This is a genomic window from Ureibacillus aquaedulcis, from assembly GCF_030418165.1.
GTDB lineage: Bacteria > Bacillota > Bacilli > Bacillales_A > Planococcaceae > Ureibacillus > Ureibacillus aquaedulcis.
The window spans coordinates 1-16,598 of the sequence record NZ_JAUHTQ010000014.1 but is presented as its reverse complement, the minus strand read 5'-3'; the positions used below and the strand labels follow the sequence as shown (position 1 = coordinate 16,598).

At 32.1% G+C, this 16,598-nt stretch carries 17 protein-coding genes, 1 pseudogene and 1 riboswitch; all 18 genes and pseudogenes read left to right on the top strand.

Annotation, left to right across the window (positions count from 1 at the left end; genetic code table 11):
* Window positions 1-55: 55 nt before the first annotated feature.
* The 18 genes and pseudogenes from QYB95_RS15355 (at window position 56) to QYB95_RS15270 (ending at window position 16,105) form a co-directional block, all read left to right on the top strand.
* On the top strand, window positions 56-985 hold the full coding sequence (locus tag QYB95_RS15355) for a tyrosine-type recombinase/integrase (protein ID WP_301139252.1): 930 nt from the start codon (window positions 56-58) through the stop codon (window positions 983-985).
* A gap of 331 nt (window positions 986-1,316) precedes the next feature.
* Window positions 1,317-1,826: a hypothetical protein gene (locus QYB95_RS15350; protein ID WP_301139251.1), complete on the top strand. Its 510-nt coding sequence runs from the start codon at window positions 1,317-1,319 to the stop codon at window positions 1,824-1,826.
* Between the two features lie 632 nt (window positions 1,827-2,458).
* On the top strand, window positions 2,459-3,280 hold the full coding sequence (locus tag QYB95_RS15345) for a hypothetical protein (protein WP_301139250.1): 822 nt from the start codon (window positions 2,459-2,461) through the stop codon (window positions 3,278-3,280).
* Window positions 3,277-3,459: a hypothetical protein gene (locus QYB95_RS15340; protein ID WP_301139249.1), complete on the top strand. Its 183-nt coding sequence runs from the start codon at window positions 3,277-3,279 to the stop codon at window positions 3,457-3,459. Before QYB95_RS15345 ends, QYB95_RS15340 begins: the two co-directional genes overlap by 4 nt.
* Window positions 3,460-3,538: 79 nt before the next feature.
* A complete protein-coding gene (locus QYB95_RS15335; protein ID WP_301139248.1) occupies window positions 3,539-4,624 on the top strand; it encodes a helix-turn-helix domain-containing protein in 1,086 nt (361 codons plus the stop codon).
* Between the two features lie 314 nt (window positions 4,625-4,938).
* A complete protein-coding gene (locus QYB95_RS15330; protein ID WP_301139247.1) occupies window positions 4,939-5,844 on the top strand; it encodes an STM4504/CBY_0614 family protein in 906 nt (301 codons plus the stop codon).
* Window positions 5,845-6,030: 186 nt separating this feature from the next.
* Window positions 6,031-6,912, top strand: a complete 882-nt coding sequence (locus QYB95_RS15325; protein WP_301139246.1) for a hypothetical protein — start codon at window positions 6,031-6,033, stop codon at window positions 6,910-6,912.
* Between the two features lie 436 nt (window positions 6,913-7,348).
* Window positions 7,349-7,939 (top strand): recombinase family protein, encoded by a 591-nt coding sequence (locus QYB95_RS15320; protein WP_301139245.1) that lies wholly within the window; start codon window positions 7,349-7,351, stop codon window positions 7,937-7,939.
* A gap of 38 nt (window positions 7,940-7,977) precedes the next feature.
* Window positions 7,978-8,622 carry a hypothetical protein gene (locus QYB95_RS15315; RefSeq protein WP_301139244.1) on the top strand — a complete coding sequence of 215 codons (645 nt, stop codon included), beginning with the start codon at window positions 7,978-7,980 and terminating at the stop codon, window positions 8,620-8,622.
* A gap of 231 nt (window positions 8,623-8,853) precedes the next feature.
* Window positions 8,854-9,213, top strand: a complete 360-nt coding sequence (locus tag QYB95_RS15310; RefSeq protein ID WP_301139243.1) for a hypothetical protein — start codon at window positions 8,854-8,856, stop codon at window positions 9,211-9,213.
* A gap of 146 nt (window positions 9,214-9,359) precedes the next feature.
* Window positions 9,360-9,950 (top strand): hypothetical protein, encoded by a 591-nt coding sequence (locus tag QYB95_RS15305; RefSeq protein ID WP_301139242.1) that lies wholly within the window; start codon window positions 9,360-9,362, stop codon window positions 9,948-9,950.
* 221 nt (window positions 9,951-10,171) lie between these two features.
* Window positions 10,172-10,264: pseudogene (locus tag QYB95_RS15300) on the top strand (GMP synthase (glutamine-hydrolyzing)); the annotation flags it as partial.
* Between the two features lie 392 nt (window positions 10,265-10,656).
* Window positions 10,657-10,791, top strand: a complete 135-nt coding sequence (locus QYB95_RS15295) for a hypothetical protein (protein WP_301139321.1) — start codon at window positions 10,657-10,659, stop codon at window positions 10,789-10,791.
* A gap of 398 nt (window positions 10,792-11,189) precedes the next feature.
* On the top strand, window positions 11,190-12,185 hold the full coding sequence (locus QYB95_RS15290) for a permease (protein ID WP_425609212.1): 996 nt from the start codon (window positions 11,190-11,192) through the stop codon (window positions 12,183-12,185).
* A gap of 10 nt (window positions 12,186-12,195) precedes the next feature.
* Complete coding sequence (locus tag QYB95_RS15285; RefSeq protein WP_301139240.1) at window positions 12,196-13,113, top strand: TIGR03943 family putative permease subunit; 918 nt, start codon at window positions 12,196-12,198, stop codon at window positions 13,111-13,113.
* Window positions 13,114-13,350: 237 nt separating this feature from the next.
* Window positions 13,351-14,145: a YsnF/AvaK domain-containing protein gene (locus QYB95_RS15280; RefSeq protein ID WP_301139239.1), complete on the top strand. Its 795-nt coding sequence runs from the start codon at window positions 13,351-13,353 to the stop codon at window positions 14,143-14,145.
* A 34-nt stretch (window positions 14,146-14,179) separates the two neighbouring features.
* Window positions 14,180-14,341 carry a hypothetical protein gene (locus QYB95_RS15275; RefSeq protein ID WP_301139238.1) on the top strand — a complete coding sequence of 54 codons (162 nt, stop codon included), beginning with the start codon at window positions 14,180-14,182 and terminating at the stop codon, window positions 14,339-14,341.
* Between the two features lie 228 nt (window positions 14,342-14,569).
* Window positions 14,570-14,671, top strand: a riboswitch (purine riboswitch).
* A gap of 108 nt (window positions 14,672-14,779) precedes the next feature.
* On the top strand, window positions 14,780-16,105 hold the full coding sequence (locus tag QYB95_RS15270; protein ID WP_301139237.1) for an NCS2 family permease: 1,326 nt from the start codon (window positions 14,780-14,782) through the stop codon (window positions 16,103-16,105).
* Window positions 16,106-16,598 lie beyond the last annotated feature (493 nt).

Sequence of the window (16,598 nt, the reverse complement as noted above, 5' to 3'; positions counted from 1 at the left end):
AGAAATTTACTCTCTTTTATTTGCGTTATTTAACCAAATAGAAGGGAGTTTCTTTATGACCAAAATAGTTGAGTTAATTGATGATTTTAAGTTGAATCAAGAAATACAGGGTAGAAAGAAAGATTATATTTATCAATGTATGCATAGATTGAATCAATTTGAAGTTTATGTATTAAGTGAATTGGAAATTGAGGAAGTTGAGGACATAAAAGCAATTCACATTAAAAAATTCATTAGATGTAAACAAGAAGAAGGGAAACAGAACAATAGAACAATAAATAATCAAATTGCTACATTGAAAATCTTTTTTCAGTATTTAGTTGATGAAGGATTTTTAGATGAAGATGATTGTCCAATGAAACGTATTAAGAATCTGAAAGAGGATAATACAGTTATCGTTACATTTAATGATGAAGAAGTAAAACGTATCTTGTGTGATGTAGAAGAAAAAACGTATTCAAATATTAGAGATAAATTAATTTTAATATTCTTATTTGAAACAGGGATTCGAGTAAGTGAACTATGTAATATCAAACAAAGCGACATTTCAACTAAGCACATATTGATACATGGAAAAGGAAGTAAACAACGTTTAGTGCATATAACAAAATTAATGAGACGTTACATGAGGAAGTTTGAAGGTTTGAAAATAGAACGTTTTAAGCACAAAATTAATGAGGATATAGAGGATTATTATTTTCTTGACCAATCCGCACAAAAGTTACACCGTTCGAGAATAAATAAGATTCTAAAAGAACATTGTGAAAATGCAAAAGTTAGAAAGGAAATAAGATGCTCACCGCATGATTGCCGGCATTATTACGCCCAAAAATCATTAAAAAATGGAATAGATGTCTATAGTTTAAGTCGTTTAATGGGGCATTATGATACTCAAATAACCTCAAAATATCTTAGAGGACTTGAACAAGATGATATATTAACTATTGGTAAATTATATAGTCCATTAAATGATGTTAAGTTATAAAATAATAGTGCATGATATGTATTGAATTAAACACATTATAATCACTACCTAGTGAATGTAATGAATTAAAATTTAACACTCTATGCACTACGCATTGCACGAAGTGTAGCAAATCAGATACACATTGTTCACAGTTTAAAGAATAAACTAATAAAATAATAAACTAACTTAAACTAAACGCATGGCTACGGTCTGTCTTTCCCTGCTGAAGCAGGGGAATCTTATGATATTTATTAAAAACCTTAATAAAAATAGTAACATCATATAAAATATATGGTGTACACTCAAGAAAGTTGGTGATATAAACAATAAGATTGTTTGGAGGTATCTAATGGCTTACAATATAAATAAAGAAATTGAATATAAACCATTTATAATCTCAGATATAAATGTTGTTGAATTATTAATATCCCTTAGATATAAATATGATGAAAATATGTTTCTTGAAAATGGCTCAATGTTCTATATAACAGGGGCGAAGGCACTAAATCAAGAGTTGGTTGCCACTTATGTTTCATTAGATGAAACTATTAAAAAGTGTAACTTTAGTGACAAGCAACTAAAACTAATCAAGTTGGTTGAACAAGGATATACTCATAGGGAAATTGAACAAATATTAAAGATTGATAATTCAAATGTTACTAAATCTTTGAAAACTATTTATAAAACAATAGTAGATATTAATTTAAGAGAATGGAGAAAATCTACCTATACTAATACATTGGGAATAAAAACTAAACAGTGTAGCAAGTGTAAAGAAAACCTCCCTGCTACCAATGAATTTTTCTCATTTGATAAGACAAATAACAGATTTAAAGCAAGTTGTAAAAAATGTAGGTAACTAAGAAGAACAAATACTACCGCAAAAGCGGTGAGAAGTTGAACTAGTATTATGAGGGATAATTGAAATGTTAAAAACAGTGCTTGATTAACTTAATTCAAATTCATTCATAGTAATTTAGACAAAACTCTAAAGACAAAAATCTACCGCAAAAGCGATTTCCCACCGCCTGTAATAGTGAGGGAACTTTTTATCATTCAAATATTTACTTACAGATATAGATGCTCTCTTTGAGAGTGTCTTTTTTTATATACATTATTCAAATATTTAACTAAAGAGGAAGTGAGTAAAATAGCAAAAAAGAATTATTTTTAATAGGTAGACAAAAGAAAATCAAACTCTTAGACATTGCTGAGCATATTGGTTGTTCAGTTGCTTTACTGTCAAATACGAATAACAAAGTTTCAATGGATACACCAAAAGTAAAGCGATACAAAGATTTTATTTTAAATTACTAATAGAAGGGACTGAACAAATGAACGATATGACTTAATTCCTTTTCTCCAAACATTAGGCAACGCCTGTTTGTGCATTTTAGAAATGCAAGGAGAAAAGGAGAAACAATCAGTAATGATTTACCTTATGGGGTTGAGTTCCATAAGGTTTTTTTATTTAAGAAAAGGAATGAGCGTATGTTCATTCACACAATGAAAAAAGAAATTAAAGAGTTATTCCCACAGTGGGCAAATGAGAAATTAGACAGAAACCTTACAATGACAAATGATTTAGATTCATTAGTAAGTTGCTCTCTATTGAATATGATATTTGGCTATAAGGTCAATTATTATTACTCATTCAAAGGGTTATTTAGATTGGATGATAGCGACAAAAGAAAAAGCATTGGTGTTGATTTAGCAATAGATGGATACACATGGGATAATCATGTAACAAAGATTTATGCTAATAGTTATGTAAATCCTCACTCAGCAAACTTAAATGCAATAAATGGAATTTCAAAAGAGAATTATTATCAAAAGTATGCAGGAAGCACAGCACTTCAAATTTGGTCATATTATGACCTTCCATTACCTCCAACAGATGATGGTAAATTATTTCTTTTAACAATTGATTCAGCATACTTAGGTCATTATAAGAAAGAGTACAAAAGTATTCACAATGAGTATCTAAGACAATTAGGTTTCGAGGAACTGATTGAATTACTCGATAATACACCTGAATGGAAATTAGACTTTTCGAAAATTGGGGAACAACTATCATTTAAAAATGGTGAAATCTATTATCCACCGCACTCAATCGACTATGTTGAGAAAATGCTAGGTATTAAGTTAATACTTCCGAAAGGTCAATTCACTCAGATTGCTGAATATGAAGCGGACAAAGATAGGATTAGTCATATTAATACATCTATTTTTACTAAAGAGAAAATGTTCTCATTTGCACTCACAGGGATGAATTACATTAAATATTCGATGTTAAAGGAGAAATCAGAATGACACAGATTGATAACAAAGATTTTTTCTACTGCTACACAAAGAAATTATCATTGTTTTTAAGTAGTGAAGGAATCGGATATATCCTCAAAGCCAAGAGTGTAAAAGATGATTCGATTTTTACACTCTATCGGAAGTCAGACGAACTACAACAGGCATTGGATAAGTTTAAGTCAATTTAATATCTAACACTTAAGGGAGTTGCCGAATAGGTAACTTCTTTTTTTATTTAAAAAATATAATCACATAGGAGAATCGCACATGGCAAAAACAAAATTTATTATGATAAATAATCAATTAATTACGGAGGGAAATGAACATCAATTAAACTCGGAAGAATTATATCTGTATTCCATTCTTCAGATGAGTAAAGACTTAAATGATGAAATCTACTTCACAGTGACATTATTAAATGATAAATCCACAATACAATTAGGAAGTAGCAAACAAAGAGCAGTAAAAAAAATAAAAGAAAATCTATGTTCTTTGGTTGAAAAGAAAGTTATTAAAATCACCAATATATTAGGAGAAGTGTTAACAGATATGAAGCCTAATGATGTTGTAATTGCTCAAGTATTAAAAATAGAAGAAAATGGGTTTACGAAGTTAAGTTTAGATATTTTTTACTACATCAAAAAAGTTGAATATATCTACATTTACTTAGCAACCCATCGGTGGGCTAATAGTGGAGATGGTTGTTTTACATGCTCATATGACAGATGGGCAAGCATATTACAATGTTCTAAACGTCATGCTATTGAATTGATAAATGAAGCAGTAGAAAAAAGCATTATATACAAAAATATTGGTGACTACGACAATAAGAATAATAATAAAAAGCAAGATATTAATAAATATAGAACATTTCGATTTAGCAAGGATGAAAAGACAAAACATACTAAAAAAGAAGATGAGTATAAAATGAAAAAAATTCTTGAAAATCAAAGTGTAAAAATATCCACAAAATCTATTTTGGAAGATATTGAATTAAATACCGACCTAGTATATTTTGAAATTGAAGATTTAGAACGGTCTTATTTCAGATTTTCGGACACTAAGAACGAATTTGGTAGAGACCAATTTCCTGAAGTTGAGGATTATGTACTACTACACGATTTAAATAAAGATAAAAATTTACGTCAACTTACTGAGTTTGAAGTAGAAGTATTTAATGCAGGTAGTAAAAGAATGAAAATGCTTGAAAATAAATCGACTTCTAAAAAAATCATGATGGAAAAAATAGGGAAGGCAAAAGAGATTATTAAGAATAGAGAAAAGTCACAACAAAAAGAAATAGGGGTATCTAATCGTAATGATAGTGATGATGACCCGTTTGGAGAGGATTAATGACAGGTGTACATTATTTAAGAAAGTAGTAGTTTTTCTAATGGATATTTTGAAACACATTCAAGCGTTTCCTGAGAAAAAGGATTATTATTTTATAGTTACTTAATATACGAATTTTTATTAGGTATCACAATTAACATGATGTGCTTTTTATGTTCATGTTACCCTTTCGCCCACAACCCAATTTTTGCTTATGTTTTAGTTGAACATACAAAAATACGAACTTTTAATTTGGTAATTAATGTTAGGAACTAGTGATATTCCCTTAATTGAAGTGGTATAATTTTCAATATCTAGAATAAGGAGCGATTTTTATGGAATTATTTGAAGTCTTCTCAAGAAGAAATAAATTAGTAGAGATAAAAGATGTATATCAATATGATAATATTTCAATTGAGTTTAGAAACCAATTTGTAAACCTTATTAATCGATTATTACCAAGGGGAACTTATAAAGAGGGGCAATTTTGGGATTTAGTTGCAGAAGAAGTTAAACTTGAACTAGGAATCTTGGATTTTGCTACATCCTCTTCGCCGACAAATATTTTTAATTACTTACTAAAGTGTAATACTATTCAAGCATTGGACATAATTGATATTTTAGTGAATTTGTTAAGAAGGTTATCGAATAATATAAGTTTCCATGATAGTGGAGAATTTCATTTTATGAATGACAAAATTGACCATACATTTGATAGAATTAACCAAAAGTTTCGTCAAAATGCATTGGGCTATGAAATAGTCGGAAATCAATTGATTAGAATTGATAACCAACACATACATAGTGAAGTGGTTAAACATGCAATTAAATTACTTCATCAAAATGATTTTACTAGTGCTTCATCTGACTTTATGGATGCACATAAACTCTATAAAGATGGAGAATGGGAAAGTGCTATTGTAAAAGCATGTGTTGCATTTGAAAGTGCGATGAAAATTATTTGCGATAAAATGGGTTATTCACATAGTGTTAGGGCAACTGCTAGCCCGCTTATAAATACTCTAGCAACTAACGGTTTTTTCAATGTATCAAGTGAAACCCATCTTAACGCTTTGAAAAGTTCATTATCTAGTGGGTTACCAACAATAAGAAATCAAACTGGACATGGACAAAAGGAAGAAACTGAAGTTGCATTATCAACTGTTAAATATGCGTTGGATTTATGTGCAACCAATATTGTGTACTTAGTAAATTTATATGAAGAAAAGAAAGTTAGATAGTTCTATATTAGTACATCATCAATTTGATGTACTTATTTATGTTTATAAACATTGAGAAATAGTGAACAGCCTTTTTTTTGATATAAACTAAGTTTCATAATATAAACTTCTTCTCTAAGACTTTTAATTTCTAAATGATACTAGTATTATATGTATATATTTGGATATTTGAGGAGAATTAGATAAATGGATGAAACGGTTGTGGCAACAGAAGTAAAACATACTAAAAAAACAATTAATGTCGGATTAATAATGCCAATTGCTGAAATTGCGGGTTTGAGTGAACAACATTGGGAAGATGTTAGGAGAATTATCAAGGAATCGTTGAAAGATGATGAAAAGTATGAAATGAATATTCGCTTGGTAAGTCATTCAGATGAAGTGCGTGTGATTCAGACTAGTATAGTTCAAAACATATATTATGATGATATTGTAGTTATTGATGTTAGTGCTAAAAATGCTAATGTAATGTTTGAGTTTGGGATGAGGTTAGCATTTGATAAACCATTCGTTGTTATCAAAGATGATGTAACACCTTATATATTTGATACAGGAAACATTCAACATTTAGAATATCCTAGAGATTTGAGATATACTCAAATAGAAACTTTTAAAGTTGATTTTAAGAAAAAAGTCATTAGTACATTAGAGTATGCCTTATCTAACCCTAATGAAAGTATGTATTTGGAGCAATATGGTAACCTTAAACCTACAAAAATCGAAGAGATAGAAGTTAGTGGAATTGAGTATATAGAAAATACATTAAAAACAATAAGAAGAGATTTTAAACGACTAGAAAACAATGTGATGAACGGAACAAAGAATAGTAATAAAAACTTCTTTAAGATAGAAATTGATAATACGGAAAAACTTTATGAAATGGTTTCACCTATAATTCTTAAATATTTCAAAGATTCTACATACCGCGATGTTACAACTACCTCTGAATTAGTAGAGTTTGTAAAAAACACTTTGGAAAGTAGAGGAATCTCTTATTCAAGTTATCTATTACAAGATGTAATTGAAAGAAAAGTTGACGAGGTTTTGGTTGACAAGTTACCATTTTAGTATAAATCTAAAGAGAATAGACATAAAGAGGAAACGAGTAGCGAAAGTGCTACTCGTTTTTATATACAACAAATGTTCGACTCTGTTACAAGCAACGATACGATAAGGTCTAAAAAGTTATTAATCCAATCCTTAACATTTTCTAGATTATTCACAGTAAAACCTGCATAAATAGTTTTATTGAACAACAGACGAAAGAACAGTAACTAATAAGAGGAAAGTAATCATTTTAATAAAGTGAGAAGATGAGCGGTTTTTTTTATACGAGAATATACGTTCTTAACGAGTGATTGTTCGATACCGTTTGAGTACACTCTATCGGTAATGAAAATAAGGGACTGAAAAGCCCGTCATTCTAACATCTATTCGTTACCGTTTGGGTGTTACCTAAATGAATGGTAAAATTAGAGTATAAAATTAAAAAGGCGGTAATGATATGGTAAGGAAAGTGGGATATATTAGGGTAAGTTCACAACAACAAAATACAGTACGTCAAAAGAAATCACTAAAGGAACAAGGGTGTACTGTATTTTATGAGGAAAAAATCAGTGGTGCAACATTAGACCGCCCCGAATTACAACAAATGCTAGACGGATTAGAGGGAGGTGATATTGTCATTGTACATGAAATTAGTCGTTTATCACGTTCCACAAAAGACCTTTTGGAAATCATCGACCAAATCAAAGAACGTGGTGCTAGTTTAAAATCTGTGAGTGAAGCATGGTTAGATACTTCAAGTGACAACCCGATGAACGACTTCTTATTAACTGTATTTGCGGGTTTAGTTGAATTTGAACGTAAATCAATTAAGCAAAGACAACGGGAAGGTATTGATATTGCATTGTCACAGGGAAAGTACAAAGGTCGTAAAACTAAGTTAGTTGAGGGTGGAGAAGAAGAAGTAAGAAGAAATGCAATACTTGAAGCATACAAGAATAGAACTTCAATCGCAGATATTCGAAAAACTTACAAAGTAGGTACAGGTACAATATACAGATTACTAGAGCGAGAAGGGGTTAATAGATAGCCTAAATAACTTCTCTAAATTATTTAGGAGAATGTAAAATGAGAAAATTCAAAGGTTTTGATGATTTCAAGTTAATAACTAAGTTGGATACTATTAATGATTTTGCAATATTGTTTGAAAATACCAATGACATGTACAAGAAGCACTATAATGACCTTGTTCAACTAGCAGAGAGCATAGAAGAAAAAGAAGCAAAACAGCAGTTTTATGATTTTACTATTGATAATTTCCACCTGTATAAAAATACCTTACCTAGAATTAGCAAATATAGTATTTTGATGAATGTATGGGCGTGTCTAGAGTACAGTCTTTTGCAGTTGGCAAATGAAGCAATTAGTGAATTGGGGATAGATGATAAAGTTAGAGGTCATAGTTTTAAAGATTATTTAAGTTTTCTCAGAATGAATGTTGAAGAAACGCTTGTAAGTTCTGAAAAAGAAGAGGAAATAGAGGTTCTAAGAGTAATACGAAACCGACTTATGCACAGTAATGGCTTTGTTAATAGAGATAGCCAAGCCAAACAACATGTTGAAGCGATTAAATATGTTGAATCAAATGACTTATTAAGTTTTTCAGAAGAAGACCAAATTATTATATCTGATTATTACGTTGAAGAATGTTTAGATTTAGCAAGTGATATCATCGAAGAAATACATAATACTATTTACAAACGGGAAAAATAAAATATCTCTTTTATTTGAGTTTTTGAGATTGTGAGGGGAGGGGTATTTTCCGATAAATGAAATTGGTGAGTACTTATAGAAGAATAACCACTTACAGCAACACATACTTTTCTTCCGTAAATTTTTATTTAAATATAAATGACCTATGTAATTAAGGGTTTAACTCTAAACATTCCATTATTTGGTCTTTAGTAGTACAGTTATATTGTATTAACTATTAGGAGGATATAAATGTCAGAAGTTCAAAATGAAGAGAAATTAGTAGAAGATAAGTTTTTAGAAAATAAAAGAAACTATGAAATAAGTTATGAAAAGAATAATACAAATAGGACTATCAATTATACTTGGGCAATTGTAATTGGATTTATAGGGGTTATTATTTCATTGGCAATGGGTTTCTATAAAATGTTTATCTATGAAAATAGTGATTCTTATTTTGAAGAAAGTATAAATACATATGTGGGCGGTGATGCTTACAATTATATTATTAATGGTACATATACAGTTGCTTATTTTGTATTAGCCTTAGTTTTTATGGTATATACTGCAACCATGATGATATTAAATGTATTAAAAAACAAATATTCTTAAAAAGGTAAGATAAGATACTTTATAATGTTGGTAGAGGGCAGAAATGCCTTCTTTTTATTATTATATAATCTAATGAAAAGGTAATGGATAATATAAGGGTTTATGGTAAAATGAACCTATATTTAGCGAAAGGGGCTTACCGATGTATGAAATTTTATAGGGTAATCGGAATATTAATTATAGTATTATCATTATTTGGTTGTGGTAATGCTACAGAGACAAAGGAAGAATCTAAAATAGATGAACAAATTATAAATGATACATATGAAGAGATTTCAGAAGCAAGTAAATATTCTTTAGAGACAAGTAATATTATACTAACTGTTTGGGACACTGCTATTTCAAAAGATTTCGATTTTAATTCTGTTTTTAGTTATATGTTCTCTGGTGATATACGCAATCATGAATGGTCAGGGCTAGGAATGGATACAGAAGGCTTTTCTGATTTTTCATGGGGGAGCATTGCTGTGGATATGAATACATTTAACTCAAGATTAAGTAAAATAAATGAAGACAAGAAAAAAATTGATGAAATGATGCAACAAATAAAGGGTATTGAAAATGAAGAATATTTGCAAACTATTGGTTTGTTAACTGATTACTATATTGCTTATACTAAAATTTTCAACTCATCTACAAATCCTACAGGTAATAAAATTGGTTTTTCAGATAACTTAGTTGATTTAAGTAATGAACTTCAAGAAACAAAAATAAAAATAGACATGTTAGTTGATTGACATTAAAAAATTCATACTCTGATTGAATAAAATACTTGAATAATTCAGAGTGCAGAAATGTCTTCTTTTTTATAGAAGTAACTATTATTAAACTTTTTAATTACCTCTGTTTAATCGTTGCTAAAATGACCTTTCACGTGCTACGATTGAGTTACAAAAATAACGTCTATAATTGAAATGTAAATTTAATTTGAGAATGTTTATAAGTTGTAGAAACCCCGATATATCAACGAATTGTCAACGAAGTTAAACACGTAAACCGCGTGCTGTATGATATTACATCTAAGCCGCCAGCGACGATTGAGTGGGAATAGGACTGTTCAGTAATATAATCTTAACAGGTTATAAACATAGCCATGTTAAGAACTAAAACGTGATTAACGTCCAACTATCGATATTTCATAAGCTAAATCCTCTTTTAGTTATTTATAACAAGTAACTAGAAGGGGGTTTTTATTTCTGTCAAAATTAGCGAAGTGATTATTTAAATGAATCAGCAAATTCAAGGTGGGAAAGATAAATATAATGAATACCATTTGGTTATGAATGATGTTACAAAGTTTTTAATGGTTTTACTGGTAGATGCTAGGTTAGGTAGTGCACTAATAAGTGTAAAGGTTTATTTCAGTAAAATAAGGTATATTATATTTGTTAAAAGATTCACTTTAGACAAGAAAAGTAGGTGAGCGAAGTGGGGAAGTATCAATTGGATACCAAAGGTCAGGCAGCTGTTGCAAAGTATCATGAAAAAAATAAGCCTGCCAAATTTGATAAAAAGCAGCAACTTGAAAAAATACGTGCCGAGTATTTAAAAAAGAAGCAAAACCAACCAGATAAATAATATGATGAAAACATAGGAAGACTAAAAATTTCCCTATGTTTTTTTATTGTGTGAAGTTCTTTTTTCGATTGATGTTAGAATTTAGTATCCTCCTGAACTTCAAATTGGGTGAGACAAAAATACAACCCCTTATATATCATGGTTGGCGAGCTGCTTTATGACATTGCGTGTAATCCGTCAGCAATTGAGTTGGAATAGGCGATTCCATAGCAATATTTAAATGTTCTATTTAGCTCTCTTTTATTTGTGCTTACTAGCAAATAAAAGAGTTTTTTTATGTTTAATTTAAAGCGAATAGGAATTATTACGATTTGAAATTAATAGGATGTTATGAGATGCCGATTTTTTATCTTGGACAAGCTATAAAAAACCAAGCCACAAAAGAAAGAGGAGATTCGATGCAATCGAGGCAGAAGCAATCCTACAATATCTCAACTGTATTTGTTTTAGGAATTCTACTTATTATTTTAGTTCCCCTATTTTTAGGCAGTAAGACACTTACTATCCCAAACTCTTTCCCACAGCTAAATACTATTTTCCTGAGTATATTAATTGAGGCGATACCCTTTGTCTTGATAGGAGTGTTGATTGCAGGCTTTATTCAGATTTTTATTACAGAAGATCATATCCGTAAATGGATACCAAAGAACAAATTTTTGGCAGTTGTAATGAGCTGTGTTGTAGGTGCAGCATTTCCAGCCTGTGAATGTGGCATTGTACCGATTGTGCGCAGATTGATCGGCAAAGGTGTTCCTTTATATGCGGGGGTGGGTTTTCTATTAACCGGTCCACTCATTAACCCGATTGTTATCTTATCGACTTACATGGCATTTGGTAATGACATGGAGATGGCCTTGCTGCGTATGGGAGTTGGTTTTGTTGCTGCTTTAGCCATTGCGCTGACTGTCAGTATCTTATTTAAATCGAACCAATTAAAAAAATCGACCGGGAACTTCGAGTCGGCGACCACAGGGAACAAAAAACAACCATTTGCTGCACGATTGCATGAAATGTTGAAACATTCAATAGATGAATTTTTTGATATGAGCAAATATTTAATTGCGGGTGCTTTTGTTGCGGCTTTCCTGCAAACCTATGTTTCTACACAATCGCTCCTGCAGTTAGGGAGTAGCCAGATGCAATCTACTTTCGTAATGATGGCTTTAGCCTTTATTCTCTCGCTCTGTTCAGAAGCAGATGCTTTTATCGGTGCTTCTTTTAGAAATGTATTTCCAACTTCCTCGATATTGGCTTTTTTAATTTATGGACCGATGATCGATTTAAAAAACACAATCATGTTATTAAGTGTATTTAAGGCGAAATTTGTATTTGTTTTATTCATTCTCATCACGAGTATTGTCTTCTTATTTGTGAATTTGACAATTTTACTATAGGAGGTGCAGCGTGAAATTTCATTTTCAGCATTTTTTGAAGGCGCTTCTACTAGGTTTGTTTACACTGTTTTTTGCAAACCTTCATATTACAGGTGACATTATAAAGTACATTAACCCGAAATATGATTATATGAGTAAAATGACTGTCATCTTCTTTTTTGTTTTATTGCTTATTCAAGTGACACGCATCTGGCAGGAAAAACATACTCACCATGTCTGTTCCCATAGATGTGATCACGACCATGGAAATAGCCATTGGAGCTTGAGGCGGGTGGTTAGCTATAGTATTGTTGCTTTTCCGATCGTTACGGGTTTTATGGTTCCACCTGCTACGTTAGATGCTTCAATTGCTGCTAATAAGGGGTTCCTGGTATCTCAAGGTGGAGGGCAGAGTGGGGGAACGGAGCGAAAGTCTTTGATGGAAGGTGCGGAATCTTTGGTAGAAAAAGAAGATATCGATATCTATTCGAGCGAGCATGTTCCTCTCCCAAATGAAAACTACTTATCAGAACAGGAATACGATGGGAAGCTGCGATTATTGCAGGAATCGGAAAGTATCCAAATGACTGAGGATATGTTCAGCACCTATTATGGAGAAATCAATGATAACCTGGAATCCTATGTTGGAAAAACGATTAAAATGAGCGGCTTCGTTTTTAAGGAAGAAGGATTAACAGGCAATCAGTTAGTGATTTCGAGATTTCTTATTACTCATTGTGTAGCGGATGCCAGCATTATTGGTTTTCTGACTGAATTTACTGGAGCCGTAACGATTCAAGAAGATGCATGGGTAGAAATTGAAGGAGTGTTGGAAGTGGGGAATTATAACGGTTATGATTTACCGCTTCTTAAGGCTACAAGTTTAAATGTAGTAGAAGAACCGAGTGAACCATATATCTATCCTGTCTTGAAAATGTTAGGTAATTAAGTTGTTGAGAGAGTCCTTATGGGGGACTCTTTTTTATTTGTTTGCCGGGCATGTCCATTAACATTGCAGTTTGATTTTTGAGGTAGTATAGCCTTGTGGATCATAATGAATTGACACCCATGATGGATTGTTAAAAGCTGGTTTTTAAGATTATAAGTTTCATCTAGATGAGATACGGTAATAGAAAGAATAGTTACAGCAACACAAATTAGCTTCAAATTTAGGAGGAGACTTAACATGGAAAAACGTGAGCTATATGGGATTTATGATACCGAGGCACAATTGGAAGCGGAGATGGATCGACTGCGCCTGCAGGGATATAAAGAGGAAGATATGTTCATCGTATCAAACCGAGATGACCAATATACATTACACCGTGGATATGCCGGAACCTCTGATGATATGGAGGGAGCTAGCTGGTGGGATAAATTTAAAGCCTTTATGACAGGCGAAGATTTAGTGAATGATAATTTCCGTCGCTTGGGGATTGATGATGCAGAAAGAGATCGTTATTACAATGAACTGCGGAATGGCAAATATCTATTGTATGTAGATTCTGACTATGACACTTATTACAACGGCAGTACTCTTGACGCGGCGATTGATGATGAAAAGAGATTGGAGCTCCATGAGGAACGTTTGAATATTGATAAAAACCGTGTAAAAACCGGCGAAGTGAATGTTAATAAAAACGTTCACATAGATGAGCAAACAATTGATGTACCGGTAGAACGCGAAGAAGTATATATTGAGCGTCGCCCAGTGAATCGGGAAGTCGGGGAAGGCGGTACTGCCAACTTCAGTACGAATGGTACCTTGGATGATGAAGGTACAATTCATATCCCGATTACTGAAGAGCAAGTAGAGGTAACGAAAAAAGACGTTGTCACTGAAGAAATCGTTGTCGGTAAACGTAAAGTTGTGGATACTGAAACGATCACTGATACAGTTCGCCGTGAAGAAGCAGAAATTGATGATACGACTGCTAGACTGAATGATGATACGGACAATCGCTACCATGGTGGTATTTAAGCAATAATCCCATGTTGGAAAGGAGCGAAAAAACATGGCTCATAGAGGAAAAGAGAAGATTGATCGATTGGAAGATAGCGCAACATTTGATGATGTGCCGAATGAAGAATTGAATGAAAAAGTAAAAGATGAAAAAGATAAAGACAAAACAAAGGATACATCTTCCAGTGAGGAAGAAAGAGTAGACGAAAACTAAAGTATTTATGAGCAAATCCATATGTGGGTTTGCTCTTTTCTTTTAGAGATTATTATTGAGTGCATATCAAGTTCTTATGTAGTGTATACTTCCATTGACGGCATTATAGTGAAATAATCATTAAAAAGTTCTGAGAAAAAAGTGCCCAATTCACGAACTTTAATTAAAATTTGCAAAAAAATGTTCGTAAAAGTGGTTGAATTTCATAAAGCGAGATGATATATTACATGAGTAAATTAAATATATCGTCGTATAATGTCGAGAATATGGCTCGTGAGTTTCTACCAAGCTACCTTAAATAGCTTGACTACGATTTAGAATGTATTAGTAAATGCTATACTTGTATAGTTATGCTAATAAATCGTAGACATGCAACTCTTGTTAGGTGCGTGTCTTTTTATTTTTTTGACATTGTGGACGAATCATTCGGAGGAAAAAATGAAAAAGTATTTTCAATTTGATCAACTAGGTACTACATATGGTCGTGAAATTCTTGGAGGTTTCACTACATTTTTAGCAATGGCATATATTCTAGTTGTTAACCCACTAACGTTAACTCTAGCGGATGTAAAAGATCTACCTGACGCATTGCGTATGGATTATGGTGCTGTCTTTGTAGCAACAGCGATTTCAGCTGCGGTTGGATGTTTCGTTATGGGATTCCTTGCAAAATATCCATTGGCACTGGCTCCCGGTCTGGGACTTAATGCATTTTTCGCTTACACAGTAATTTTAGTAAACGGCAGCCCATGGCAACATGCTTTAGCAGCAGTATTTATATCAGGTGTATTCTTCTTATTATTGACATTGACGGGATTACGCGAAAAATTAATTAACGCTATTCCAATGGAGTTAAAATTAGCGGTAGGTGCCGGAATCGGACTATTTATCGCATTTATCGGAATGCAGAACGCTGATATTATCGTTAATAATGATGCAACACTAGTTGGTATAGGTAACTTGCATGATCCTCAAGTATTACTAGCAATCTTTGGTATTATCATCACAGTTATCTTTTTGGTAAAAGGATTTAAAGGCGGCGTATTCTACGGTATGGTGATTACTGCTATCGTAGGGATGATCTTTGGGTTAGTCGAATTGCCAGGCAGTATAGTATCGGCACCACCAAGTATCGCACCGACATTCGGATCATTATTCAGTGCTTTCTCAGATCCGGAATTCTATTCTTTAACAATGCTTTCAGTAATTCTAACATTCCTGTTTGTAGACTTCTTCGATAACGCAGGTACATTAATGGCAGTTGCGAATCAAGCCGGTTTTGTAAAAGATAACCGTTTACCTCGCGCAGGTAAAGCGTTGGTTTCTGATTCAATCGCTACTATTATAGGTTCTATTTTCGGTACTTCAACAATAACATCTTATGTTGAATCTTCATCTGGGGTGGCAGCCGGTGCGAGAACTGGTTTTGCTTCGGTAGTTACAGGTGTACTATTCTTGCTGGCATTATTCCTTTCTCCTCTATTATCTGTAGTAACTAATGCAGTTACTGCTCCGGCTTTAATCGTAGTAGGGGTGTTAATGGTAGCTTCTCTTGGGCAAATTGCATGGAATCGCTTCGAAATTGCAGTACCAGCATTTTTAACAATGATCATGATGCCATTAACTTATTCAATTGCAACAGGTATCGCAGTTGGTTTCATCTTCTATCCATTAACAATGATCGTTAAAGGTAAAGCAAAAGAAGTAAGTCCAATCATGTATGTCTTTGCAGTAATCTTCTTATTATACTTATTAACGGTTTAACGATTAAAATTAATAAAGCGGTGATCGTCGACGAAAAGTTGTTGATCACTGCTTTTTTATTTTGACAGTATAAAAGGCATGATTGTAAATCGTATATATAATAGAGAAAACTCATGTCTGACTATTTATATTAAACTAAATTGTTTTACTTTTAATTTTGACTTGTTATCTGAATGTGATGATGATATATTAATAAACGTGCTTCTGAGCTAGTAAGTTAGCTCGAGAGTGATGATAAAAAAAACTGTTGATATAATAATGTTAAGGTGATAAAGTAGTTTAAGTCTTCTCTTGAAAAAGAGTATGGACGACAGAAATATTGACATTTAAATATGAAGGTGTTATTATTGAAAAGTCACTGCTTAATACACAGAAATAAAAGTGTTGACAGCGAATTGTTATACTGATATAATAATTCGAGTAACTGATGAACCTTGAAAACTGAACAACAAAACGTTAATGAATATAGTTTCTTCTATTAATTTAGAGAAAC

Bases quoted from the DNA above. Each gene is read 5' to 3' on its own strand.
- QYB95_RS15355 (WP_301139252.1), top strand. From the start codon at position 56: ATGACCAAAATAGTTGAGTTAATTGATGATTTTAAGTTGAATCAAGAA.
- QYB95_RS15350 (WP_301139251.1), top strand. From the start codon at position 1,317: ATGGCTTACAATATAAATAAAGAAATTGAATATAAACCATTTATAATC.
- QYB95_RS15345 (WP_301139250.1), top strand. From the start codon at position 2,459: ATGTTCATTCACACAATGAAAAAAGAAATTAAAGAGTTATTCCCACAG.
- QYB95_RS15340 (WP_301139249.1), top strand. From the start codon at position 3,277: ATGACACAGATTGATAACAAAGATTTTTTCTACTGCTACACAAAGAAA.
- QYB95_RS15335 (WP_301139248.1), top strand. From the start codon at position 3,539: ATGGCAAAAACAAAATTTATTATGATAAATAATCAATTAATTACGGAG.
- QYB95_RS15330 (WP_301139247.1), top strand. From the start codon at position 4,939: ATGGAATTATTTGAAGTCTTCTCAAGAAGAAATAAATTAGTAGAGATA.
- QYB95_RS15325 (WP_301139246.1), top strand. From the start codon at position 6,031: ATGGATGAAACGGTTGTGGCAACAGAAGTAAAACATACTAAAAAAACA.
- QYB95_RS15320 (WP_301139245.1), top strand. From the start codon at position 7,349: ATGGTAAGGAAAGTGGGATATATTAGGGTAAGTTCACAACAACAAAAT.
- QYB95_RS15315 (WP_301139244.1), top strand. From the start codon at position 7,978: ATGAGAAAATTCAAAGGTTTTGATGATTTCAAGTTAATAACTAAGTTG.
- QYB95_RS15310 (WP_301139243.1), top strand. From the start codon at position 8,854: ATGTCAGAAGTTCAAAATGAAGAGAAATTAGTAGAAGATAAGTTTTTA.
- QYB95_RS15305 (WP_301139242.1), top strand. From the start codon at position 9,360: ATGAAATTTTATAGGGTAATCGGAATATTAATTATAGTATTATCATTA.
- QYB95_RS15290 (WP_425609212.1), top strand. From the start codon at position 11,190: ATGCAATCGAGGCAGAAGCAATCCTACAATATCTCAACTGTATTTGTT.
- QYB95_RS15280 (WP_301139239.1), top strand. From the start codon at position 13,351: ATGGAAAAACGTGAGCTATATGGGATTTATGATACCGAGGCACAATTG.
- QYB95_RS15275 (WP_301139238.1), top strand. From the start codon at position 14,180: ATGGCTCATAGAGGAAAAGAGAAGATTGATCGATTGGAAGATAGCGCA.
- QYB95_RS15270 (WP_301139237.1), top strand. From the start codon at position 14,780: ATGAAAAAGTATTTTCAATTTGATCAACTAGGTACTACATATGGTCGT.